17 protein-coding genes are annotated in these 23025 nt (G+C 72.9%); 8 read left to right on the forward strand and 9 right to left on the reverse strand.

From position 1 onward, the window contains the following. Positions 1 to 54: 54 nt before the first annotated feature. Both EDF34_RS09170 and valS read right to left on the reverse strand, forming a co-directional pair. Entirely contained in the window at positions 55 to 3195 is a 3141-nt protein-coding gene (locus EDF34_RS09170; RefSeq protein WP_123371051.1) for a cellulose binding domain-containing protein, read from the reverse strand. Between the two features lie 216 nt (positions 3196 to 3411). Then, the gene (gene valS, locus EDF34_RS09175) at positions 3412 to 6042 is read right to left on the reverse strand and encodes a valine--tRNA ligase (RefSeq protein WP_123371052.1); all 2631 of its coding nucleotides are present in this window, start codon (positions 6040 to 6042) and stop codon (positions 3412 to 3414) included. 233 nt (positions 6043 to 6275) lie between these two features. Here valS and EDF34_RS09180 point away from each other — a divergent pair, with 233 nt between their 5' ends. The 3 genes from EDF34_RS09180 to EDF34_RS09190 all read left to right on the forward strand — a co-directional run bounded on the left by EDF34_RS09180 (position 6276) and on the right by EDF34_RS09190 (position 12081). Continuing rightward, positions 6276 to 6809, forward strand: a complete 534-nt coding sequence (locus EDF34_RS09180) for a hypothetical protein (protein WP_123371053.1) — start codon at positions 6276 to 6278, stop codon at positions 6807 to 6809. A gap of 143 nt (positions 6810 to 6952) precedes the next feature. Then, positions 6953 to 10792 carry a Pls/PosA family non-ribosomal peptide synthetase gene (locus tag EDF34_RS09185; RefSeq protein ID WP_233575285.1) on the forward strand — a complete coding sequence of 1280 codons (3840 nt, stop codon included), beginning with the start codon at positions 6953 to 6955 and terminating at the stop codon, positions 10790 to 10792. After that, a complete protein-coding gene (locus tag EDF34_RS09190; protein WP_123371055.1) occupies positions 10789 to 12081 on the forward strand; it encodes a M1 family metallopeptidase in 1293 nt (430 codons plus the stop codon). The genes EDF34_RS09185 and EDF34_RS09190 overlap by 4 nt, the downstream gene beginning before the upstream one ends. Here the strand turns inward: EDF34_RS09190 and EDF34_RS09195 are convergent. Next, on the reverse strand, positions 12071 to 12631 hold the full coding sequence (locus EDF34_RS09195) for a 4'-phosphopantetheinyl transferase superfamily protein (RefSeq protein ID WP_148076607.1): 561 nt from the start codon (positions 12629 to 12631) through the stop codon (positions 12071 to 12073). The two genes, EDF34_RS09190 and EDF34_RS09195, sit on opposite strands and share 11 nt — an antisense overlap. 102 nt (positions 12632 to 12733) lie before the next feature. Here EDF34_RS09195 and EDF34_RS09200 point away from each other — a divergent pair, with 102 nt between their 5' ends. From EDF34_RS09200 to EDF34_RS09210, 3 genes are read left to right on the forward strand one after another with little or no spacing between them, the layout of a single operon-like run. After that, complete coding sequence (locus tag EDF34_RS09200; RefSeq protein ID WP_123371057.1) at positions 12734 to 13759, forward strand: TIGR03557 family F420-dependent LLM class oxidoreductase; 1026 nt, start codon at positions 12734 to 12736, stop codon at positions 13757 to 13759. Next, positions 13756 to 14523, forward strand: coding sequence for a coenzyme F420-0:L-glutamate ligase (gene cofE, locus EDF34_RS09205; RefSeq protein ID WP_123371058.1), 768 nt, complete (start codon positions 13756 to 13758; stop codon positions 14521 to 14523). The genes EDF34_RS09200 and cofE overlap by 4 nt, the downstream gene beginning before the upstream one ends. Then, on the forward strand, positions 14520 to 15722 hold the full coding sequence (locus EDF34_RS09210) for a glycoside hydrolase family 3 N-terminal domain-containing protein (protein ID WP_233575286.1): 1203 nt from the start codon (positions 14520 to 14522) through the stop codon (positions 15720 to 15722). The genes cofE and EDF34_RS09210 overlap by 4 nt, the downstream gene beginning before the upstream one ends. Here EDF34_RS09210 and EDF34_RS09215 read toward each other — a convergent pair. Then, the gene (locus EDF34_RS09215) at positions 15706 to 16077 is read right to left on the reverse strand and encodes a YbjQ family protein (RefSeq protein WP_123371060.1); all 372 of its coding nucleotides are present in this window, start codon (positions 16075 to 16077) and stop codon (positions 15706 to 15708) included. The genes EDF34_RS09210 and EDF34_RS09215 overlap by 17 nt on opposite strands. 17 nt (positions 16078 to 16094) lie before the next feature. Beyond that, the gene (locus EDF34_RS09220; protein ID WP_123371061.1) at positions 16095 to 16658 is read right to left on the reverse strand and encodes an HhH-GPD-type base excision DNA repair protein; all 564 of its coding nucleotides are present in this window, start codon (positions 16656 to 16658) and stop codon (positions 16095 to 16097) included. Positions 16659 to 16701: 43 nt separating this feature from the next. Here EDF34_RS09220 and cofC point away from each other — a divergent pair, with 43 nt between their 5' ends. Both cofC and EDF34_RS09230 read left to right on the forward strand, forming a co-directional pair. Next, positions 16702 to 17409 carry a 2-phospho-L-lactate guanylyltransferase gene (gene cofC, locus EDF34_RS09225; RefSeq protein ID WP_123371062.1) on the forward strand — a complete coding sequence of 236 codons (708 nt, stop codon included), beginning with the start codon at positions 16702 to 16704 and terminating at the stop codon, positions 17407 to 17409. Positions 17410 to 17557: 148 nt separating this feature from the next. Beyond that, on the forward strand, positions 17558 to 18928 hold the full coding sequence (locus tag EDF34_RS09230) for an HNH endonuclease signature motif containing protein (protein ID WP_158615072.1): 1371 nt from the start codon (positions 17558 to 17560) through the stop codon (positions 18926 to 18928). Positions 18929 to 19079: 151 nt separating this feature from the next. Here EDF34_RS09230 and cofD read toward each other — a convergent pair whose 3' ends face one another. From cofD to EDF34_RS09250, 4 genes are read right to left on the reverse strand one after another with little or no spacing between them, the layout of a single operon-like run. Then, entirely contained in the window at positions 19080 to 20036 is a 957-nt protein-coding gene (gene cofD / locus EDF34_RS09235; RefSeq protein ID WP_123371064.1) for a 2-phospho-L-lactate transferase, read from the reverse strand. Further along, a complete protein-coding gene (locus tag EDF34_RS09240; RefSeq protein WP_123371065.1) occupies positions 20033 to 20818 on the reverse strand; it encodes a putative F420-0 ABC transporter ATP-binding protein in 786 nt (261 codons plus the stop codon). Before EDF34_RS09240 ends, cofD begins: the two co-directional genes overlap by 4 nt. Next, the gene (locus EDF34_RS09245; protein ID WP_199737757.1) at positions 20809 to 21846 is read right to left on the reverse strand and encodes a putative F420-0 ABC transporter permease subunit; all 1038 of its coding nucleotides are present in this window, start codon (positions 21844 to 21846) and stop codon (positions 20809 to 20811) included. The genes EDF34_RS09240 and EDF34_RS09245 overlap by 10 nt, the downstream gene beginning before the upstream one ends. After that, entirely contained in the window at positions 21843 to 22838 is a 996-nt protein-coding gene (locus EDF34_RS09250; protein WP_123371066.1) for a putative F420-0 ABC transporter substrate-binding protein, read from the reverse strand. Before EDF34_RS09250 ends, EDF34_RS09245 begins: the two co-directional genes overlap by 4 nt. Positions 22839 to 23025: the final 187 nt, after the last annotated feature.

The raw sequence follows: 23025 nt of genomic DNA on the forward strand, positions 1-23025 counted from the left end.
ACGGGCGGGGCCCGAGTGGTCCCCGCCCGTCGTCGTGCCGTCAGGCCCGGTGCGTCAGCTCACGGTGCAGGCGGCCCCGTTCAGCGAGAACGCCGTCGGGCGGGCGTTGGAGCCCGAGTAGCTCGCGCTGAACCCGACGTCGGTGCTCGCGCCCGCGGCGAGGGCGCCGTTCCAGGCCGCGTTGCTCAACGTCACCGCGGCGCCGGACTGGGCCGGGACCGCACCCCACGCGCTGGAGACCTGCTGGTTCCCCGCGAAGGAGAAGCGCAGCTGCCACCCGGTCAGGGCGGTCCTGCCCGTGTTGGTGACCTTGATCGCCCCGGTGAAGCCCGAGCCCCAGTCCGACGCCGTGTAGGTCACGGCGCACGCGCCCGTGGTCGAGGTCGGCGTCGAGGTCGGCGTCGAGGTCGGCGTCGACGTGGGCGTCGAGGTCGGGGTGCTGGTCGGGGTGGAGGTCGGCGTGCTGGTCGGGGTGGTCGTCGGCGTCGGGCTGGTGCCCCCGAACGTCACCCGCAGCGTGCCGTCGGCCGCGAACGACCAGCCCAGCGCGCCGGCGTAAGCGGAGCACGCGGCAGCGTTCTTGCCCGCCCACCACGCGTTGTTGCCCTTGTCGGTGCCGACGATGCGGTCGTTGGACCCGCTGTCGCAGGAGACGTTGCCGCTGAACACCGAGGTGCCGCCGTCGAAGTTGAAGTTCCGCTCGCCGTTGCCGACGCTCACGTTGCCGGAGATGGTCAGGGAGCCCGGGTTGCTGTTGAACGTGAACCCGTGCTTGCCGTTGTCCACCGCGTAGCTGTTCTTCACGACGTGGTCGACCTTGATGTCCTCGCCGCCCAGCTTGAAGCCGTTGCGGTCACCGGCGCCGGCCTGGCCGCCGTTGCTCAGCGTCCCGTTCTCGTACGCCAGCGAGCTCTCGATCGTCACCGGGCTGATCGCTCCGGTGTCGGTCTTGGTGTACAGGTCCCAGCCGTCGTCGATGTTGTTGTGCGAGACGGTGTTGCGGAACACGTTGCCCGGACCGACGGTGAGCTTGGCCGCGAAGCCGTCCGCATCCTCCCCGTCCGAGTCGACGTTGTCGTGGGACTCGGACGTGATGACAAGGTTGTTCGAGGGCCAGTCGGCCTTCGGGGTCTCGGTGGCGATGCGGGAGATCTGCAGGCCGCTGTCGCGGTTGTTCCGCGTCACCACACGCTCGATCACGTTGTTGCTGCCGCCCACGGAGATCCCGTTGTCGCCCGCCTTCTGCACGACGATGCCGTACAGGCGCCAGTAGTCGGCGTTGAGCGACAGGCCACGGTTGGTGGACAGCTCGGTCTGGGCGGAGAAGTCCAGCACCGGGGTCTCACCGGGGTAGGCCGACAGCAGCGTGCGGTCGCTCGCCGTGCCGTCGTTCCCCGGGGCGATGACGATCGTCTGCGACAGGTTGTACGTGCCGCCGCGCAGGAAGATCTCGCCGCCCGAGGCGACCTTGGTGATGGCCGAGGCGAGCGTGGTCGGGCTGGCCAGCGTCCCCGGGGCGGACGCGCTGCCGCCGGGTGCGACGTACAGCGTGCCGGTGCCGGGCTGTGGGCCCCCGGTCTGGGTGGGGGTCGGCGTGGGCGACGTGGTGGGCGTCGTCGTCGGGGTGGGCGTCGGCGTGGTGCCGGCGCTCGCGTACGTCTCCAGCTCGGCGATCTGCGGGGTGCCGCTCGCGCCGTTGATCTGGAGGGTGACCTTCTTCAGCGACGTCGCCGAGAACGTGATCGTCCCCGCGCCGCTGCCGGTCTTCAGCACGGCGCCGGTGTCACCGTTGAGCAGGCTCCACGAGCCGAGCCGGCCGGTCGCGCCCGAGGCCTCGACCACGACGACCGACGCGACGGTCGTGGCGGTCGGCCACTTGACGGAGATCGTGCCGGTGGTCCCGGCGGGCGACCAGTAGGTGGTCCGGTTGCCGTCGATCACGTTGCCGTAGCTCGTGCCGCTCGCCTTGCTCGATCCGTCCGCACCCGCCCCGAGGCTGAGGTTCGTCCCGCTCGGCGCCGGGGTCGTGGGGTTGGAGGTCGGTGTGGTGGGCGTCGTGGTCGGGCTGCTCGTCGTCGGGTTGGGCGTCTGCGGGGTGCAGCTCCCGTCCGAGACCTTCAGGCCCTTGTTGGCGCCGGCCGTCGCGGCCACGACGGCCGGCACGCAGCTCGCCGCGTCGAGGGCGTAGGTGTAGGGGATCGACACGGTGGTCGTCGACGCCATGCCGGGGCCCGCGGGGTTGTTGTCCGCGGCCTTGGCCGTCCACGTGACGTTGTCGAGGATGTTGCCGCTGGTCTGCCAGTAGCCGGCCGCGTCCGTGTAGAACGTGCCCAGCGGGTCCTGGGAGTTCTGGAAGTAGTTGTTCTCCACCTTCGCCTTGGCGCCGGCACGCGAGTTGATGCCGGACTTGACCAGGCCGCGGTAGTGGTTGTCGTACATGTGGGCGATCCCGCCGCGCAGCAGCGGCGCGCGCGAGTCGATGTTGTCGTACAGGTTGTGGTGGAACGTGATGAAGGAGTTCGACACGTCGGACTCGCTCGATCCGATGAGCCCGCCGCGGCCGGAGTTGCGCAGGATCGAGTAGGACAGCGTCACGTACTTGACGTCGTCCTTCATGTCGAACAGGCCGTCGAAGCCCTCGTCCTCGCCGCCCGACGCCTCCAGGGTCACGTGGTCCACCCACACGTTGCGGACGGTGGACTCCATGCCGATGGCGTCCCCGCCGTTGGACGTGGGCGAGCCCGACTTCTTCACGTTCTTGACGTTGACGTTCTGGATGATGATGTTGCTGGAGTCGCGGATGTGGATGCCGATCTGGTCGAACACCGCACTGCCGACGCCCACGAGGGTGACGTTGCTGATCTGCTTCAGCTCGATCACCCCCGCCGCCGTGTTGCAGCTGCTGCCCGAGACCTTCGCGGTGTTGCCGACCGTGATCGTGCCGGTCACCTCGATGATCAGGGGCGTGCTCGCACTGGCGCGGTTGCACAGCGCCGTGTGGATCGCGGTGCCTGTGCTGGCCTTGACGGTCTGGCCGCCCGCGCCACCGGTGGTTCCGCCGTTCTGGGTCGCGAAGCCGGTCGCACTTCCCGTCGCGGCCTGGGCGGTACCCGACACGGCCGTGAGACCGAACGCGGCCGCGAGGACCGCGACGGAGCCGGCCGCGAGTAGTCGCGCTGAAGCTGCTCGTTGCATGAGGTTCTCACCTTCGTCTGTGCATGCATGGGTGGTCGCCGGAGGCCGGGGCCCCGTCTCGGGGCGGCGGCTACGCACGCGTGCGCACCGGGGCGCGACGACTCGTCGATGAGGCGACACGCCCGGGAAACCGGTTACCCAAATGTCAGGCAGCGGTCGGGTGATGACAACCGGTGAAACGATTCGTGCCGGCAAGTGGCCGGCAGCAGGCCGGCCTCAGCCGCGCGTGACGGGCTCTCCGAGCGTGGCGTCGCGTGCGACGACCGCGTCGGTCTCCACCGAGGCGAGCTCGAGCGTGCCCGTGGCCCGACCGGCCGCACGGATGTCGTCGAGCGCGAGCTCGACGGCCCCGCGCGCGGCGGCGGGGACGTCGAGGGTGACAGCGAGGATCTCGGTCCGCATCGAGACCTTGGCCTCGGACTTCACCTTGCGCAGGGCGGCGAGGGCCGAGCCCGCAGCGCCGACGAGGGCCGCGTCCGCGTCCGCCGCGGCCGCGCGCAGGGGCTCGGCCACGGGCCAGGCCGCGCGGTGCACCGAGCCCTCGCGCCACCAGGACCAGACCTCCTCGGTCGCGAACGGCAGCACGGGTGCGAACAGGCGCAGGAGCGTGTCGAGCGCGATGCCCAGGGCGGCCCGTGCCGAGTCGGCGCCGGGGCCCTCGCCGTAGGCGCGGTCCTTGACCAGCTCGAGGTAGTCGTCGCAGAACGTCCAGAAGAACGTCTCGGACAGCTCGAGCGCGCGGGTGTGGTCGTAGGCCTCGAGCGAGGCCGTCGCACGGTCGACGACGTCGGCCAGGCCGGCGAGCATCGCGCGGTCGAGCGGCACCGTGACGAGCGCCGGGTCCAGCGCGACGGTGCCGAACGAGAGGGCGAACTTGCTCGCGTTGAGCACCTTAATCGCGAGGCGGCGGCCGATCTTCATCTGGCCGACCTCGAAGGCCGCGTCGGTGCCCAGGCGTGCGGAGGCGGCCCAGTAGCGCACCGCGTCCGAGCCGTGCTCGACGAGCAGGTCCATGGGCGTGACGACGTTGCCCTTGGACTTGCTCATCTTCTTGCGGTCGGGGTCGAGGATCCAGCCGCTGATCGCCGCGTCGGACCACGGCAGGCAGCCGTGCTCCTGGTGCGAGCGGACCACGGTGGAGAACAGCCAGGTGCGGATGATGTCCTGGCCCTGGGGGCGCAGGTTCATCGGGAAGACGCGCGCGAACAGGTCGGGGTCGCTGCGCCACCCGCCGGCGATCTGCGGCGTCAGCGACGACGTCGCCCACGTGTCCATGATGTCGGGGTCGGCGACGAACCCGCCCGGGACGCCGCGCTGGTCGGCCGTGTAGCCGGCCGGGACGTCGGACGACGGGTCGATCGGGAGCTGGTCCTCGGACGCGACGATCGGGCGGGAGTGGTCGGGCTCGCCGTCCGCGTCGAGCGGGTACCAGACAGGGAACGGCACGCCGAAGAAGCGCTGGCGGCTGATGAGCCAGTCGCCGTTGAGGCCGCCGACCCAGTTCTCGTACCGGACCGCCATGAACTCCGGGTGGAAGTCGAGCTCCGCACCGCGTGCGAGCAGCTCGTCGCGCAGGGCCGCGTCGCGGCCGCCGTTGCGGATGTACCACTGGCGGCTCGTGACGATCTCGAGGGGCTTGTCGCCCTTCTCGTAGAAGTTGGCCTTGCGCTGCGTCTTGACGGGCTCGCCGTCCAGGTCACCGCTCTCGCGCAGGCCGGCGACGACGAGCTCGCGCGCCGAGAACGTCGTCTTGCCGGCGAGCTCGCCGTACAGCGCCTGGCCCGCCTCGGTGGTCAGCCAGTCCGGGGTGTCCGGCAGGAGCCGGCCGTTGCGGCCGATCACCGAGCGCGTGGGCAGCTGCAGCTCGCGCCACCACTGGACGTCGGTGAGGTCGCCGAAGGTGCAGCACATCGCGATGCCCGCGCCCTTGTCCCGCTCCGCGCCGGGGTGGGCGAGCACGGGGACCTCGACGCCGAACAAGGGAGAGGTGACCGTGGTGCCGAACAGGTGCTGGTAGCGCTCGTCGTCCGGGTGCGCGATGAGCGCGACGCACGCGGGCAGCAGCTCGGGGCGGGTGGTCTCGATGTAGACGTTGCTGCCGTCGGCGCCGTGGAAGGCGACCCGGTGGTACGCACCCGGGTAGTCGCGGGCCTCGAGCTCGGCCTGCGCGACAGCCGTCTGGAACGTCACGTCCCACAGGCCGGGGGCCTCGGCCTGGTACGCCTCGCCACGGGCGAGGTTGCGCAGGAACGCCTGCTGGGCGACGGCGCGGGCGTCGGCCGAGATCGTCTGGTAGGTCTTCGACCAGTCCACCGACAGGCCCAGCCGGCGCCACAGCGTCTCGAACTGGCGCTCGTCGTCGACCGTCAGACGCTCGCACAGCTCGACGAAGTTGCGGCGGCTGATCGGCAGCTGGTCGCCCGCCTTGCTGCTCTTGTTGTCGCCGCCCTCGAACGGGGGCGTGAAGTCGGGGTCGTACGGCAGCGACGGGTCGCAGCGCACGCCGAAGTAGTTCTGCACGCGGCGCTCGGTGGGCAGGCCGTTGTCGTCCCAGCCCATCGGGTAGAACACCTCGGCGCCCCGCATGCGGCGGTAGCGCGCCACGACGTCCGTGTGCGTGTAGGAGAAGACGTGACCGACGTGCAGCGAGCCGCTCACCGTGGGGGGCGGGGTGTCGATCGAGTAGACCTGCTCGCGCGTCTTGGTGCGGTCGAAGCCGTACAGGTCCTGTGCGGACCACGCCGCGTCCCAGCGCTCCTCGACCCCGTCCAGCGAGACCCGGTCCGGTACCTGCCGCGTGCCTGCGGAGGTGTTGACGGGCTCGGGGGCAGCGTTCAGGTCGGTCATGGACCACATCATTCCAGACGGACGGCGCCCTGCGGCCGCCCGAGGCGACGGTGTCGGGGCGGGGGCAGGGAGCAATGGATGAGGGCCATTCGGATGAATGTCATGAAATGGCCCACGCGTGCGCAATCCGCCTGAAAGACTCCGTGCGCCGGGACCGAGGGTGTTTCGGGCTACCAAGATGCAAGGGGTGGAACATGACGAGGTCCAGGTGGTTCCGGGTAGTTAGCGCGGCAGTGGCGGCAACAGCCGCACTCGCGATTGCGGCGCCTGCCGAAGCGTCGACCCGGCTGATCGACGTCCAGTACGGCAAGGCCTGCAGTGTCAATGACTTCTACGCGACGGTGAGCGCTTACGGTGCTCGCGACGGCGACTCGAAGATCGATCTCACCAGCCTCAAGTTCGGAGCGGCGGCCCACCTGATCTGTGATGGCATCACGCAGATCTGCATCGACGCGACCGTCATCGGGTATGGCAACAAGTATGGATTCGTGGGGTCGACCCCGACGGGCGGAATTCCGCTGTACTTCACGACACGGAGTTCGGTTTGGAACCCGTCGAATAACACGTACACGTTCAAGGGGACCAACTGTTACAGCACGACTGACGAGAACGTCGGTCGCGCGGTGAACGTGCCGAATGAGAGCGGCTACGTCTTCACGGGCGGTTACGGCAAGCTCAGCAAGGTGACGATCTCGAGCCGCGCGCGGGTCCTCGTGAGTGGCAAGTGGCACTCGAGCCCGACGGCGACCCAGACCTACTCGGGTTGACCGCTACCCGTCGGGTCGCCGCCGGTCGGCGCCCGGCCCGACGGGGTCCTTTCGAGTGGCTCGGCGAACGTTGGTCGACGACACGGTGAATAGAACCTGCGCGTGGCCGGTCCGCCACAGCGCGGCTGAGAGAATCGCTCGACGTGACCACTGACGGGTTCCTCCGCGCCGCGCTCGCCCCCGAGCCGCGGACGCTGCTCGACGTGCTGGCCGCGTCGGTGGCGGCGCACCCCGACGCGCCCGCGGTGGACGACGGCCGCACCGTGCTGACCTACCGGGAGCTCGCGGCCGCCGTGGCGGCCGGGGCGGCGGGTCTCGCGGCGGACGGGATCGGGCGCGGGGACCGGGTGGGCGTGCGCATCCCGTCGGGCACCGCCGAGCTCTACACCGCGATCCTGGCCGTCATGGCGGCGGGTGCGGCGTACGTGCCGGTGGACGTCGACGATCCCGACGAGCGGGCACGGACGGTGTTCCGCGAGGCCGCGGTCGCGCGCGTGCTGGCCGAGGGGGACCTGCCGACCGGGCGTGGTGCGGCGCCCCAGGCGCCGGGGCTGACCGACGACGCCTGGATCATCTTCACCTCCGGCTCGACCGGCACGCCCAAGGGCGTCGCGGTCACGCACCGGTCGGCCGCGGCGTTCGTCGACGCCGAGGCCCGGCTCTTCCTGCAGAGCGCCCCGCTCGGCCCCGGCGACCGCGTGCTCGCGGGGCTGTCGGTCGCGTTCGACGCGAGCTGCGAGGAGATGTGGCTCGCGTGGGGGCACGGCGCGTGCCTCGTCCCCGCGCCGCGCGCGCTGGTGCGCACCGGCATGGACCTCGGGCCCTGGCTGGTCGCGCAGGGCATCACCGTCGTCTCGACCGTGCCGACCCTGGCCGGGCTGTGGCGGTCCGACGAGCTCGTGGCCGTGCGGCTGCTGATCTTCGGCGGCGAGGCGTGCCCGCCCGAGCTGGCCGCCCGGCTGACGGGTCCGGACCGCGAGGTCTGGAACACGTACGGGCCGACGGAGGCGACGGTCGTCGCGTGCGCGTCGCTCATGTCCGGGGTCGGCCCGGTGCGGATCGGGCATGCCCTGGACGGGTGGGACCTCGCGGTCGTCGGCACCGACGGTCTCCCCGTCGCGGACGGCGAGACGGGCGAGCTCGTCATCGGTGGCGTCGGGCTCGCGCGCTACCTCGACCCCGCGAAGGACGCCGAGCGGTACGCGCCCGCGCCGGCGCTGGGCTGGGACCGGGCCTACCGCTCCGGCGACGTCGTGCGACTCGAGGCCGAGGGGCTGGTGTTCGTCGGGCGCGCCGACGACCAGGTCAAGATCGGCGGGCGCCGCATCGAGCTCGGCGAGGTCGACTCGGCGCTCGCGGCCCTGCCGGGGGTCGCCGGGGCCGCCGCCGCGGTCAGGCGCACGCCGGCCGGGTCGTCGGTGCTCGTCGGGTACCTCGCGCCCGCGCCGGGGGTCGAGCTGAGCCTCGACGAGGCTCGCGCGCAGCTGCGCGTCGCCCTGCCCGCCGCGCTCGTGCCGCTGCTCGCGGTCGTGCCCGAGATGCCGACGCGGGGTTCGGGCAAGGTCGACCGCGACGCGCTGCCGTGGCCGCTGCCCGGCCTCGACGCCCCGGGCCGCTCCGCCGCCCTGACACCGACGCAGGAGTGGGTCGCGCAGCGGTGGACGGCGACGCTCGGCGCCGCGGTCGCGGGCCCGGACGACGACTTCTTCGCGAGCGGCGGCGGGTCGCTCGTCGCCGCTCAGCTCGTCTCGGCGCTGCGCGAGCGCTACCCGACCGTGACCGTGGCCGACGTGTACGAGTTCCCGCGGCTGGCGGACCTCGCGCGCCGGCTGGAGGAGCTCGAGCCGGCGCCGGCGGCGGTCGAGCGCACGGTGACGCCGACGCCGCGACGCGCCCAGGCCGTCCAGCTGCTCGCCGCGATCCCGCTGGCCGCCCTCGTCGGGCTGCGCTGGCTCACCTGGCTGGTCGCGGCCGACGCCGTGCTCACGTCGACGGGTGGGATGGGCTGGGTGCCGTCGGTGCCGCACGCGTGGTGGTGGGTGGCGCTCGGCTGGGTGGTCCTGATCAGCCCGCTCGGCCGCATGGGCTCGACCGTGCTGGTCGCCCGGACGCTCCTGCGCGGCCTCACGCCGGGGCGCTACCCGCGGGGCGGGTCCGTCCACCTGCGGCTCTGGTTCGTCGAGAGCTGGGCCGCCGCTGCGGGCGCGGGCAACCTGTCCTGCGCGCCCTGGACCGCGACGTACGCGCGAGCCCTCGGCGCGAAGGTCGGCAGCGACGTGGACCTGCACACGATGCCTCCCGTCACGGGGCTGCTCACGCTCGGCAACGGCTGCTCGATCGAGCCCGAGGTCGACCTGACCGGCCACTGGCTCGACGGCGACGTGCTGCGCGTCGGCAAAGTGCGGATCGACAAGCGGGCCACCGTCGGCACGCGCAGCACCATCGGGCCAGGCGTGCGCGTGGGCCAGGGTGCGGAGATCGCGCCGGGCTCGGGCGTGCTCGTCTCGGTGCCGCCGGGGGAGCTGTGGGTCGGGTCGCCGGCCGCGTTCGAGGGTCCGGCGCGCGAGCACTGGCCGCACCGGCCCGCACCGCGGGGTCGCCGGTGGGTCGGGGTCTACGGGCTGAGCGCGGGCGTGCTCGCCGCGCTGCCCGTGGTGGCGGCGGTGTGCGGGCTGGTGGTCGTCGGCTGGTTCGTGCGCGACTCCGACGAGTGGTCGCAGGCGGCCGTGCGTGCGCTCGCGGCGGTGCCGCTGGGGGCCGTGACGATGCTCGTCGTGCTGCTGGTCGCCACGCTCGTCGGCGTGCGGCTGCTGGGGATCGGCATGACCGAGGGCTACCACCCGGTGCGCTCGCGCGTGGGGTGGCAGGTGTGGGCGACGCAGCGGCTCATGGACGACGCGCGCACGCTGCTGTTCCCGCTGTACGCGAGCAGCCTGACGCCGCTGTGGCTGCGGGCGCTGGGGGCGGATGTCGGGCGCGACGTCGAGGCGTCGACCGTGCTGCTGCTGCCGTCGATGACCACGGTCGGCGACGGCGCGTTCCTCGCCGACGACACGCTCATCGGCTCCTACGAGCTGGGGCGCGGCTACCTGCGGATCGAGCGCGCGAGCATCGGCAAGAAGGCGTTCCTGGGCAACTCCGGGATGATCGCGCCCGGGCGGGCCGTGCCCAAGCGCGGGCTCGTCGCGGTGCTGTCGGCGACGCCCGAGCACGCCAAGTCGGGGTCGTCGTGGCTCGGGTCGCCGCCCGTGAAGCTGCGCAGGGCGGCGAGCGAGGTCGACGCGGGGCGGACCTTCGAGCCGCGCGCGCGGCTGCGGGTCGCACGAGGCCTGGTCGAGGCGTGCCGGGTGGTGCCCGTGATGATGACGTTCGGGCTCGGGGTCGTCGTGCTGCTCGTGCTGCAGGCCGTGGTCGACGCCGGGGGGCTCGGGGTGGCGGCGTGGGCCTCGCCGCTCGTCGTCCTCGGGGCCGCGACGCTCGCGTGCGGTCTCGCGACGGCCGCCAAGTGGCTGCTCGTCGGGCGGCTGCGGGCGGGCGAGCACCCGCTGTGGAGCTCGTTCATCTGGCGCAACGAGCTCGCGGACACGTTCCTCGAGACGGTCGCCGTGCCGTGGATCGGGCCCGCGACGGTGGGCTCGCCGGCGCTCAACCTGTGGCTGCGGACGCTCGGCGCACGCATCGGGCGGGGCGTGTGGTGCGAGACGTACTGGCTGCCCGAGGCGGACCTCGTGGAGATCGGCGACGGGGCGACGATCAACCGCGGTTGCGTGCTCCAGACACATCTGTTCCATGATCGGGTCATGAGCATCGACTCCGTGACCATCGGCGCGGGCGCCGGCATCGGCCCGCACGGCGTCGTGCTGCCCGCAGCGCACGTCGGCGACGGCGCCAGCGTCGGGCCCTCGTCGCTCGTGCTGCGCGGCGACCACATCCCCGCGGGCTCGCGCTGGGCGGGCAACCCTGTCGCGCCGGTGAGCGCATGAGCTTCGGGCCGTCCGAGGGTGCGCTGGACGTCTCGCGCTACGAGCTCGAGCTCGACTACCGGGTCGCCGGCAACCGGCTCGACGCGCGGGCGCGCGTGCACGGGACGGCGCGACGCCACCTCGACCGGTTCTCGCTCGACCTCGCGGGCCTGCGGGTCAGCCGCGTGCTGCTCGACGGCCGGCGGCCCGAGCGGTGGACCCACCGCGGGGGGCAGCTGACCATCCGGCCGGGCGGCGTGCTGGCGCCCGGCGCGCCGGTCGTCGTCGTGGTGCACTACACCGGCAACCCCCGGCCGATCCGGGGGCCCTGGGGCGAGGTCGGGTGGGAGGAGCTCACCGACGGCGTCATCGTCGCGGGGCAGCCCGACGGAGCGCCCTCGTGGTTCCCGTGCCAGGACCACCCGGCCGACAAGGCGTCGTTCGGGATCGTCGTCACCACCGATGCGGGCTACGAGGTCGTGTGCAACGGGGTGCTGGTGTCCCGCACCGCGCGCTCGAGCCGCGTGCGCTGGGAGTTCGACCAGCCCGAGCCCACGGCGCCGTACCTCGCCACCGTGCAGATCGGCCGGTACCGGCGCTGGACGAGCGCGACGGCTCCGGTGCGGCAGGAGGCCGTCGTCCCCGCGCGGCTGCGTGCCGAGTTCGACCACGACTTCGCGCGGCAGCCGCAGATGATCGAGGTGTTCGAGGGCCTGTTCGGGCCGTACCCCTTCCGGGAGTACACGGTCGTCGTGACCGACGACGACCTCGAGATCCCGCTCGAGGCGCACGGGCTGTCCGTGTTCGGCGCCAACCACGTGGACGGCCACCGGGGGACCGAGCGGCTCGTCGCGCACGAGCTCGCCCACCAGTGGTTCGGCAACAGCGTGACCGCCTCGAGCTGGCGGGACATCTGGCTGCACGAGGGGTTCGCCTGCTACGCCGAGTGGCTGTGGTCGCACGCGTCGGGCGGGCGGACGGCCGACGAGCAGGCGCGCACGGCCTTCACGCGGCTGGGCGGGCTGCCGCAGGACCTCGTCGTCGGGGACCCGGGGCCGGACCTGATGTTCGACGACCGTCTGTACAAGCGCGGGGCGCTGACCCTGCACGCGCTGCGCCGGACCGTGGGCGACGACGCGTTCTTCGACACCCTGCGCGCCTGGACGGCCCAGTTCCGGCACGGCAGCGTGAGCACGGCGCAGTTCGTCTCGCTCGCCTCGGGGATCGCCGGGCGGCCGCTCGACGAGCTGTTCGACGCGTGGCTCTACGCGGCGCCGCTGCCGACCATGCCGGCGGCCGTCACGGCGTGACCTCCCGGACGGCCACGACCGCGCCGACCGGGACCGCCACCGCGCCGAGGTGCCCGGGCGGGTCCACGTCGTGCAGCTCGCAGCCGCCGATCCCGTGGGGTGCGTCGACGACCTGACCGTCGCGCAGCACGACACTGCGCGGGTCGACGGTCAGGCCGAGGCCGGACGCCTTGAGGACCGCCTCCTTGCGCACCCAGGCGCGCAGCCGCTCGTCGGTGGTCGCGACGTGCTCGCCTGGCGCCAGGGCCAGGTCGTCGAAGCCCGGCCAGAGCTCGTCGCGGCGTTGCTCCAGGTCGATGCCGACGGGGCCGACGGCCGAGACGGCGACCGCGACGACGCCCGTCCCGCGCGTGATCGAGACGTGCGCGCCCGTCGTCATGGGGGCGCCGTGCGCCGTGCTCCCGCAGGTCGGGCAGCGGCGGCCGACGACGACGTCCGCCGGGTCGACGCCCCGCACGTGGGCCACGGCGCGGCGGGCCAGCGCGGGGGCCTCGTCGGGCGCACCGGGTGCGTGACGGGTCCACCAGACCAGCACCCGCGGTTCGCTCACGCGGTCATCTTGCCGTGCGGCCCGCCCGGAACACGCCGGACCGGTCCCGGCGTTAGGGTCGCTGGAGGCAGCCCGGACGGGGCCGCCGACGATCGACGAGGGATGTGTGGCGTGTCAGGTGTGACGGCGGCCGGTCTGACGGTCGGCTATGCGGCAGCGCTCGAGCAGTTCCCGCCCATGGAGGCGGTCGAGCTCTCGGCGTACGCGGAGCAGCACGGGTTCTCGGGCGTCATGGCGGCCGACCACTACCAGCCGTGGGTGCCCGCGCAGGGCGAGGCGTCCTTCGTCTGGAACGTGCTCACCGCGCTCGGCGAGCGGACGTCCGGGGACATCGGTCCCGGGGTCACCGCCCCGACGTTCCGGTGGCACCCGGCGATGGTCGCGCAGGCGTCGGCGACGCTGGCCGCGATGTACCCGGGGCGGCACTGGCTCGGGCTGGGCTCGGGCGAGGCGCTCAACGAGCACATCACCGCGCAGTACTGGCCCGAGGCGCCCGAGCGCATCAACCGGATGTTCGAGGCCATCGACATCATCAAGAAGCTGTTCTCGGCCTCGCTCGCGGGCAAGGACGTCAAGCACGCGGGCCAGTTCTACAAGCTCGAGTCGACCCGGCTCTGGACCATGCCCGAGGTCGCTCCCGAGATCCTCGTCGCGACCGCGGGGCCGGTGACCGCCAAGCGGGCCGGGCGGCACGCGGACGGGCTCATCACGGTCGGGGCACCGCTGGAGAAGATCAGCGGGCTGTTCGGCAAGTTCGAGGAGGGCGCGCGCGAGGCCGGCAAGGACCCGTCGACGATGCCCAAGGTCCTCCAGGTGCACATGTCGTGGGCGCCGACGGACGAGGAGGCCATGGCGAACGCGATGCACCAGTGGCCCAACGGCGGCATGAAGTTCCCCAAGGGCGACATCCGCACACCGTTCGACTTCGAGCAGATGGCCAAGCTGGTGCGGCCCGAGGACTTCGAGGGACGCATGGTCGTCTCCGCCGACCCGGACAAGCACCGCGCCGACCTGCAGAAGTACGTCGACCTCGGCTTCGACCGGATCTACCTGCACAACGTGGGTCGCAACCAGCGCGAGTGGATCGAGACGTTCGGCGCCGAGGTGCTGCCGAAGCTGGTGCGATGAGCTTCGAGGTCTGGGCGCCCTCCGGGCTGGGGGAGATCACGGCGGGGGACGACCTCGTCGTTCTCCTGGCGGACCTCCTGCGGTCCGACGAGCACGGGCTGGAGGACGGGGACATCCTCGTCCTGACCAGCAAGGTCGTGTCCAAGGCCGAGGGGCGCTCGGTCTCGGCCGACGACCGGGAGCAGGCGATCACCGACGAGACCGTGCGCGTCGTCGCGACCCGTGAGCACCCCGGCGGCGTGACGCGCATCGTCGAGAACCGGCTGGGGCTCGTGATGGCCGCGGCGGGGGTCGACGCGAGCAACACGCCCGTCGGGACCGTGCTGCTGCTGCCCGTCGACCCGGACGGGAGCGCCCGCGCACTGCGCGCCGGCCTCTCGGCGGAGTTCGGTGTGCGGATCGGCGTGATCGTCTCGGACACCGCGGGGCGGCCCTGGCGGCAGGGGGTCACCGACATCGCGATCGGGGCGGCCGGCGTCGTCGTGCTCGACGACCTGCGCGGGCAGCACGACTCGTTCGGGCGTCCGCTGGTGATGACGGTCGCCGCGGTGGCCGACGAGGTCACCGCCGCCGCCGAGCTCGTCAAGGGCAAGGCCGACGGCCGGCCGCTCGCCGTGGTGCGCGGGCTGTCTCACCTCGTGACGGCGGACGACGGCCCGGGGGCCGCGGCGCTCGTCCGGCTCGGGCCGGAGGACATGTTCGCGCAGGGGAGCGCCGAGGCGTACGCGCAGGGCTGGAAGGACGCGCTGGAGGGCAAGGCGTGAGCTCGCGGCGGGCGCCGTGGGTGACGCTCGGGGTCGTCGTGACGCTGGGGGCTGCCGTGCTCGCCGTGTGGTTCGCGCGGCCCGCTGCTGCGCCGGAGGCCGCGCCCAAGCCGGTGCCGTCGTCGGCGACCCCCTCGCCCTCGCCCACGCCCAGCGCCACCCCGGACCCGTGGGACGGGTGGACCCTCGAGCAGCAGGTCGGCCAGGTGTTCATGGTCGGCGTGAACGTGGGCGACCCGAAGGCGGTGAGCACGTCCGCGATCCGCGACGACCACGTCGGCAACCTGTTCCTGCAGGGCCGCACGACGGCCGGAGCGGATGCCGTGCGCTCGTTGGTCGACTCGTTCACGGCCCTCGTCGGGCCGACGTCGACGCACTCGACGCCGCTGCTCGTGGCGACCGACCAGGAGGGCGGCGAGGTCCAGGTGCTGCGCGGGCCCGGGTTCTCGACGATCCCGTCGGCGCTGGAGCAGGCGTCGCTGTCGCCCGCCGCCCTCCAGTCCCGGGCCGCGACCTGGGGGTCCGAGCTCGCGGCGGTCGGCGTCAACCTCGACCTCGCACCCGTGATGGACCTCGTCGACGGCGTGCCTGCCGACAACCCGCCGGTCGGCGCGCTGGACCGTTCCTACGGCTTCACCGCGGACTCGGTCACGACCCACGCGAACGCCTTCAGCGCGGGCCTCTCGTCGGCCGGCGTCGGCGTCTCGATCAAGCACTTCCCGGGGCTCGGGCGGGTCACGGCCAACACGGACGACACCGCGGGCGTCACCGACTCGGTGACCACGCGCGACGACGCCTCGGTGGGGGTGTTCCGGGCCGGCATCGCCGCCGACCCGATGTCGGTGATGGTCTCGACCGCGATCTACAGCCGCATCGACCCGGACAACCCCGCGGCGTTCTCGTCGACCGTGGTGACCGGGATGCTGCGTGGCGACCTCGGCTACGACGGGCTCGTCGTGACCGACGACCTGTCGGGCGCGACGCAGGTCGTGGCGTGGGAGCCGGGCGAGCGGGCCGTGCTCGCGCTGCAGGCCGGCGTGGACCTGGTGCTGGTGTCGAAGGACCCGACGGTCGCCCACGAGATGGTGACCGCCGTGCTCGACCGCGCGCGGAGCGACCCGGCGTTCGCCGCGCAGGTGCGGGCGGCCGCCCAGCGCGTGCTCGTCGCGAAGGGCGAGTGGCTCAGCCCTGCGCCGTGATCTGCGCCGACTGGCCCGTCGCGCCGGGCTCGCCGGCGGGGATCGGCTCGACGATCACGGCCGTGCCGTAGGCGCAGACCTCGGAGAAGTTGCCGATCGCGTCGGTGTCGAACCGCATCGCGACGATGGCGTTCGCGCCGCGCGCCTCGGCGTCGGTGACCATGCGGTGCATCACGTCGTGGCGGCTCTGCGTCACGATCTTCGTGTACTCCGGGATCTCGCCGCCGCCGATGGCCCGGAAGCTCGCGGTGATGCCCGAGCCGATGTTGGTCGAGCGCACCGTGATCCCCATGACCTCCCCGAGGACGGCTTGGATGCGGTAGCCGGGCAGGTCGTTCGTCGTCACCACGATCATGGGTGCGATCGTGCCATCTACTGGGCCTTCGCCGCGGCCTTCTTCGCCTGCTTGAACTCGCGGACCTTCTGCAGGGACGCCTCGTCGACCACGTCGGCGACCGAGCGGTACCCCTCGAGCGCGTAGTCACCCGCCGCGGCTTCCCAGCCGTCCGGCCGGACGCCGAGCTGCTTGGCGAGCAGCGCGACGAAGATCTGCGACTTCTGCTTGCCGAACCCCGGCAGGGCCTGGAGGCGGTTCAGCAGGTCCTTGCCCGACGTCGCCTCGGTCCACAGCCGGGTGGTGTCGCCGTCGTAGTCGTCGCGGATGATCCGGGCGAGCTCCTGCAGCCTCGCGGCCATCGCCGCCGGGTAGCGGTGGATCGCCGGGGGAGTGCTGCACAGCGCGGTGAACTCCTCGGGGTTCGCCGCCGCGATCTCCCGCGGGTCCAGGTTCCCGAACCGCGTGAGGACCTTCCACGGCCCGCGGAACGCGTGCTCCATGCCGTACTGCTGGTCGAGGAGCATCCCGACGAGCGGCGCGAACGGCTGCTCGTCGAGAACCTTGTCAGCAGCCGCGTCGTTGGCGATCCCGAAGCCCATGGGGCCATCGTCGCACGTTCGGATCTGAGTGAGAATTGGTGTCGTGACCTCGGGATCTGCTGCTGCGCGCTGGGTCGTCGTCGTGCCCGTCAAGGTGGCGACCGCCGGGAAGACGCGGCTGTCCGGGGTGCTCGACGACCGGGTGCGCGCAGCGCTCGTGCGGGCGATGGCGCTCGACACCGTGGATGCCGCGCTCGCGGCCTCGCGGGTGGGGCACGTCCTCGTCGTGACCGCGGATCCCGAGCTGCGGGCGGCGGCGGGCCGGTTCGGGGTTGTGGACGAGCCGGGCCTGGGTGGTGAGGGTCCGCGCGCTCCTGCGGCGTCGCCCGACTCTGGTCGTGCCGCGTCGGCTGTCTCGCCGCTGGATGCGGCGGTCCTGGCGGGCGTGGCCGCAGCCCGGTCCCGTGTCCCGGGGGCGGCCGTGGCGATGCTCCTGGGCGACCTGCCCGCCCTGCGGCCGGACGACCTCGATGCGGCACTCGACCTGGCCGCCGCGGTGCCGCTCGGCTACGTCGCCGACGCCGAGGGGACGGGGACGACGATGCTCACAGCCGCTCGCGGCGAGACCCCACAGCCGCGCTTCGGGGCCGGTTCCGCGGCTGCGCACGGGTCCGTCGGCCACGTCCCGCTCGCGGTACCTGGGTCATCGAGTCTGCGCCGGGACGTCGACCTGCCGGCCGATCTCGAGGAGATCGCGCGGCTCGAGCTCGGGGTGCGGACGGCTGCCCTGCTCGCTCGGCTGCGCGGCTGAGGTTGTCCACAGGAGCCCGGCTTGATGTCAGTGGTCGGTCGTACAGTTGTTCGAGTCAGGTTCGGGCGGCTGGGGAGGGTCGATGGGCAAGCCGGGTGGGTTCGTGTCGTCCAGTCGTGACGCGCTGGCCGGTGGTTCGCTGCCTGCGGTGACACCTGACCCGATCGTGCTGCCGGCTGAGGCCTATGAGGCCTCGCCTGCCGGGCTGGTCCCGACGTTCCCCGTGCGCGCCACGTTGACGCAGGTCGCGGGGTTGTTGGAGTCGCTGGACGTGGCGGATCTGAGTACCGCGGAGCTGGTCGAGGTGGTGGCGGGTTGGCAGCAGGCCGCCGCGATCGTCGCTGCGCACCAGGCGCGCGCGGTCCAGGAGGTGCTGACGCGGCGGACCCCGTTGGGGGACTTCGCGACCGACGAGCTCGCGTGCGCGATGGTCACGACGAAAGCCGCGGTCGACGTCCTGGCCGGCCGTGCGTCTGGTATCGCCGCTCATCCGTGCCTGTCCGATGCACTGCTGGCCGGGACGGTCGACGTCCGCAAGGTCGACATCATCCTCGACGGCACCCTCGCGCTGGGGCTGTGCGAGGCGCGGGACCGGTTGATCGTGGAGGCCACCGAGGTCGCCCGCGGGCTGACCCCGACGCAGCTGGTGCGCTGGTTGCGTCGCCGGGTCCTGCTGATCGACCCCGACGTGGCCCGCAAGCGTTGCGAGGCCGCCCGCGAAGATCGCGGGGTGGAGCTGCAGTGGGCGAACGACTCGATGGCGCGGCTGATCGCGTTCCTGCCCGCCGAGGACGCCGTGGCGGCGTTCACCGTGATCGACGCCCTGGCCGGGAGCTCGGACGACACCAGTGCGGACCGGAACATCCACCAACGCCGCGCGGATGCGTTCAGCGACCTGTTCAGCGACATCCTCGACGACCAGGTCACCCCCGGTGGTCGCCCGGTCCCGCAGCGCCACGGGCAGCGCGCGACGTTGCACGTGACCGCCGCCGCGACGACCCTGCTGGGTCTGGACGAGCTGCCCGGTGAGCTCGACGGGTACGGGCCGATCCCGGCGTTCTTGGCCCGTGAGCTGTCGAAGGACGCAACCTGGCGGCGGATCTTCACCGACCCCGCCACCGGCACCTACCTCGGCGCCGGCGCCCGCACCTACCGGCCCGGGGCGGACCTGTCCCGCTCGGTGCGGACCCGGGACGTGACCTGCACCTACCCCGGCTGCCGCCAACCCGCCATCAGGTCAGAACTCGACCACGTCGTGCCGTTCGACAAGACCCGGCCGGCGGAGGAGCAGACGACCGAGGCGAACCTGCACGCCCTGTGCAAACGTCACCACCAGGCCAAGACGAAGAAGATCTGGAACGTCCGCCGCGACAAAGCCACCGGCAACACCGAATGGACCAGCCCCCTGGGGATCACGTACTACCGATCACCCATCCCGGTCCACATCAGCCCCAAGCTCTTCGAGCGTGCGAGTCGGCCACGCCCCGCACCCGACTACGACGGCGACCCACCCTTCTAGGCCTCCGTGCCACCGCGCGCCTCTCGGCTCCATCCCCTCGCACCTCACCTCGGTGTCGCTGTGCTGCGCCCGATGGTCATGGCGCCCGACGGTCGTGGTGCCCGACCGTTGTGGTGCTCCACCATCGTGCGGCTCGACTACGGCGCCGCTACTACGGTCGTGCGCCAGCCAGGTCGAGCGCGGCGGCGGCGATGCGGGCGGCCGCGGGGACGTCGACCATCAAGGTGTCGGTCGCCGAGCTCGTCCAACCCATCGCGCGGAGCGGGTCGACGACGGCGTCGTCGGCGGTGTCGACGAGCCAGGCGTCGAGGATGCCGCCGTCGGCACGCAGGCCGTAGTGCTCGGCCACCGCCCGCGCGCTGGTCTCGACGCCGATCGCGTCGAGGCAGGCGTCGGCCATCCCGCGCACGGGTGCGCCGCCGACGATCGGGCTCACGCCCACCACCGGCCCCGCGCAGGAGCGGAGCGCGTCCCCGACGCCGGGCAGAGACAGGATCGTGCCGATCGACACCACGGGGTTGGACGGCGGCAGGACGATGACGTCGGCCTCGGCGAGAGCGGCAAGCACCCCGGGTGCCGCGGTGGCGCCCTCGAGCCCGACCTGCACGAAGCCCTGGGCGGGGACGGCTGCCCGATGCCGCACCCACCACTCCTCGAAGTGGATCAGCCCGTCGGCGGTGACCACGTGCGTCTCCACCTCCTGGTCGGTCGCAGGCAGGAGGCGCACCCCCGGTTGCCACCGCTCGCACAGTCGCGCCGTCACCTCGGACAGCGGCGACCCGGCACGGAGCAGCTCGGTCCGCGCCAGGTGCGTCGCGAGGTCGAGGTCTCCGAGCGTGAACCACTCCCACCCCAGCCCGTAGGCGGCGAGGTCGTCGCTCGTACGGCGGGACTCGTCGCGTCGGCCCCAGCCCTGCTCCTCGTGCACGCCGCCGCCGAGCGTGTACATGAGCGTGTCGAGGTCGGGGCACACGCGGACGCCGTGCAGCCACATGTCGTCACCGGTGTTGGCGATGACGGTGACGTCCGCCGACGAGCCGAGGTGGGCGAGCAGGCCGCGCGTGAAGCGTGCGCCGCCGACCCCGCCCGAGAGCACGGTGATCTTCATGGCTGGTCCTCCGAAGGTGGCGGGGTGGTCTCGTGGAAGGCGATCACGGGCCGACCGGTGCGCGGGTGCGTGAGCACCTCGGCCTCGACGCCGTAGACCTCGCGCAGCAGGTCGGGTCGCAGCACGTCGGCGGGGTGCCCGGCGGCGACGAGGCGCCCGGCGGACAGGACGAGCACGTGCTCGCAGAACGCGGCGGCCAGGTTGAGGTCGTGCAGCGCGGCGACGCTGGTGATCCGCAGGTCGCGCACGAAGGCGAGCAGCGAGAGCTGGGCGCTGATGTCGAGGTGGTTGGTCGGCTCGTCGAGCAGCAGGAGGCTCGGCTGCTGGGCCAGGGCCCGGGCGATGTGGACCCGCTGGCGCTCGCCCCCGGACAGGGTCGCCCAGGAGCGCGAGGCGAGCGTGGTGGCTTGCGCGGCCGCCAACGCGCGGTCGACTGCCCCCTCGTCGTCGTCCGCGCCCCACAGGGAGCGGAACGGGATGCGCCCCAGAGACACCACCTCGCGGACGGTCAGCGGCACGGTGCTCGACGACTCCTGCTCCACGAGGGCGATCTGGCGCGCTCGTGACCGGCGCGGCAGGTCGTGCACGGGGGAGTCGTCGACCAGCACCGCGCCGGACTCGGGCACCAGCAGCCCGGCGACGAGGCGGAGCAGGGTCGTCTTCCCGGCGCCGTTCGGCCCGAGCAGGCCGGTGAGCGCGCCGTCGGGCGGTGTCGCGTCGATGCCGTCGACCACCCACCGCCCACCGAGCCGCGTGCCGACCCCGGCGATCGTCAGCTCCATGCCGCCCCCTGACGACGGCGCAGCAGCACGGCGAACACGGGCACACCGACCAGCGCGGTGACGATGCCGACGGGCAGCTCGCGCGGGTCGAACACCGTCCGGGCCAGCGTGTCGGCCCAGATCAGGAACACGGCGCCGGCCAGCGCGGTGACGGGCAGCAGTCGACGGTGCGCGGGCCCGGTCAGCGCGACGACGGCGTGGGGCAGCACGAGGCCGACGAAGCCGATCGCCCCGCTCACGGCGACCATCGCTCCCGTGAGCAGCGCGACGAGCGTCATCAGCGTCCAGCGAGTCCGGTCGACGTCGATGCCGAGCGCCCCGGCGGCGGTGTCGCCGAACGCGTACGCGTCGAGCCGCACCGCCTGCGCCAGCACGATGCCGCCGACGCCGAGCACGGCGATCCCGGCGATCGCCACGGACTGCCAGTCCGAACCGGCGAGCGAGCCGAGCAGCCACGACAGGATCTCGCGGTAGGAGTCGCCGGTCGCGGTCCAGAAGATGACCAGCGACGTCCCGGCCGCGCACAGCTGCGACACCGCGAGACCGGCCAGCACCGCGCGCCCCGGCGTGAGCGTCCCGCCCGTGCGGGCGAGCGAGAACGTCGCGACGAGGGCGAGCAGCGCGCCCGCGAACGCGGCCACGGGCAGCAGCAGCGCCACCCCGACGACGAGCACCGCGACCGCCCCGAGCGACGCGCCCGACGACAGGCCCAGCAGGTACGGGTCGGCGAGCGGGTTGCGCGTGAGCGACTGCATGACCGCCCCGGACAGCGCGAGCCCCGCACCGACGGCCGCCGCCGTCAGCACGCGCGGCAGCCGCAGCTCCCAGACGATGGCGTCGTGCAGCCGCGGGACCGGCGTGACGTCGAGGCCGAGGTGCCCGCCGATGCTGCGCGCGACCTCGCCGACCCCGAGCCCGGCCGGCCCGATCGCGACCGCCACCAGGACGGTCACAACGAGCAGCGCCAGGCCGACGACGACGAGGGGCGCCAGCGGCGTGCGCCGGCGCGCGGGGACGGGAAGGATCACTTGCCGAGCGCCGCCAGCTGCTCGTCGAGCGAGACGACCGAGTCCGCGTTCCGCACACCGGCCTCGGTGGCGGCGAACGGCAGCGTCAGGAATCGCTTCTCGCGGACAGCGGTCAGCTCGCGCGTCGCGGCGTTCGTCTCGAGCAGCGTGATCTTGTCCGCGGCCGTGTTCCACGACGCGTCGACGAGGACGATGACGCTCGGGTCGGCGGCGACGATCTTCTCCCAGCCCGCCGAGGTCCACGTGTCGTGCACGTCGGCGAAGATGTTGGTCAGCCCGGCCGCGTCCATGATCATCTGCGGCGAGCCGATGCCCGCGCCGACGTACGGGGTGTCCGTGCCCGACGAGTACCAGAGCGCGGTCGTCGGCTCGGCCGGGGTCTTGGCCGACGAGAGCGTCGCCTTCATGTCCTCGACGACGGCGTCCGCCCGGTCGGCGACCCCGAAGATCGAGCCGACCTCGCGGACCTCGCCGAACACGTCGTCGAACGTGAGCGGGTCCGGCATGTAGTCGGGCTCCTTGCACGCGGCGGGGGAGACGTAGGTGCCGATCCCCAGCTTGCCGAGCGCCGCCCTGTCGCCCGCTCCGTCGTCGGAGAAGTTCGACTCCCAGCCCGCGTAGACGAAGTCCGGGTCGAGCCCCAGCAGTGCCTCCTGGCCCGGGACCTGCGGCGAGAGGACCGGCACGTCGGCAGCGGCAGCGGCCCACTCGTCGGGCACCGGGCCGTCCGCGAACGCCGTGCCGACGAGCCGGTCGCCCAGCCCGAGGGCGAGCATCATCTCGGTCGTCGACGACTTGATCGTCACCACCCGCTCGGGCGGGCTGGTGACCGTCACGGCCGTCCCGCAGTTGTCGAGGCTCACGGGCGCGAAGCCTGCGGACGACGAGGCCGACGCGGTCGGCGACGCGGCGGGCGCGTCCGACGAGCACGCGGCGAGCCCGAGCGTGAGCACGAGCCCCGCAGAGGCGATGGCGAGGCGGGACGTGGGCATGCGGCGGCTCCGGGTGGTGAGGGGGTCGTGGCTCGGCCGGGGTGGGCACGAGCGTTCACGGGCTGGGCGCAACACGCGCCACCGGAGGCCGCCCAAAGGCCGGGCGGCGGTTCCCCGGCCACGTCCGGCCGGGTTCCTGAGGTCAGGTTAGTGCCGGTGGCCGCGGTGGGCCGCGCGCAGTGGTGTG

Source organism: Cellulomonas sp. PhB150 (genome assembly GCF_003755175.1).
In the GTDB taxonomy this organism is placed as follows: domain Bacteria; phylum Actinomycetota; class Actinomycetes; order Actinomycetales; family Cellulomonadaceae; genus Cellulomonas.

Excerpts from the sequence above, each read along its gene's own strand:
- EDF34_RS09220 (WP_123371061.1), bottom strand. The coding sequence starts at position 16,658 with ATGGGCTTCGGGATCGCCAACGACGCGGCTGCTGACAAGGTTCTCGAC.
- EDF34_RS09170 (WP_123371051.1), bottom strand. The coding sequence starts at position 3,195 with ATGCAACGAGCAGCTTCAGCGCGACTACTCGCGGCCGGCTCCGTCGCG.
- EDF34_RS09215 (WP_123371060.1), bottom strand. The coding sequence starts at position 16,077 with ATGATCGTGGTGACGACGAACGACCTGCCCGGCTACCGCATCCAAGCC.
- EDF34_RS09200 (WP_123371057.1), top strand. The coding sequence starts at position 12,734 with ATGTGTGGCGTGTCAGGTGTGACGGCGGCCGGTCTGACGGTCGGCTAT.
- EDF34_RS09250 (WP_123371066.1), bottom strand. The coding sequence starts at position 22,838 with ATGCCCACGTCCCGCCTCGCCATCGCCTCTGCGGGGCTCGTGCTCACG.
- EDF34_RS09190 (WP_123371055.1), top strand. The coding sequence starts at position 10,789 with ATGAGCTTCGGGCCGTCCGAGGGTGCGCTGGACGTCTCGCGCTACGAG.
- EDF34_RS09240 (WP_123371065.1), bottom strand. The coding sequence starts at position 20,818 with ATGGAGCTGACGATCGCCGGGGTCGGCACGCGGCTCGGTGGGCGGTGG.
- valS (WP_123371052.1), bottom strand. The coding sequence starts at position 6,042 with ATGACCGACCTGAACGCTGCCCCCGAGCCCGTCAACACCTCCGCAGGC.
- cofE (WP_123371058.1), top strand. The coding sequence starts at position 13,756 with ATGAGCTTCGAGGTCTGGGCGCCCTCCGGGCTGGGGGAGATCACGGCG.
- cofD (WP_123371064.1), bottom strand. The coding sequence starts at position 20,036 with ATGAAGATCACCGTGCTCTCGGGCGGGGTCGGCGGCGCACGCTTCACG.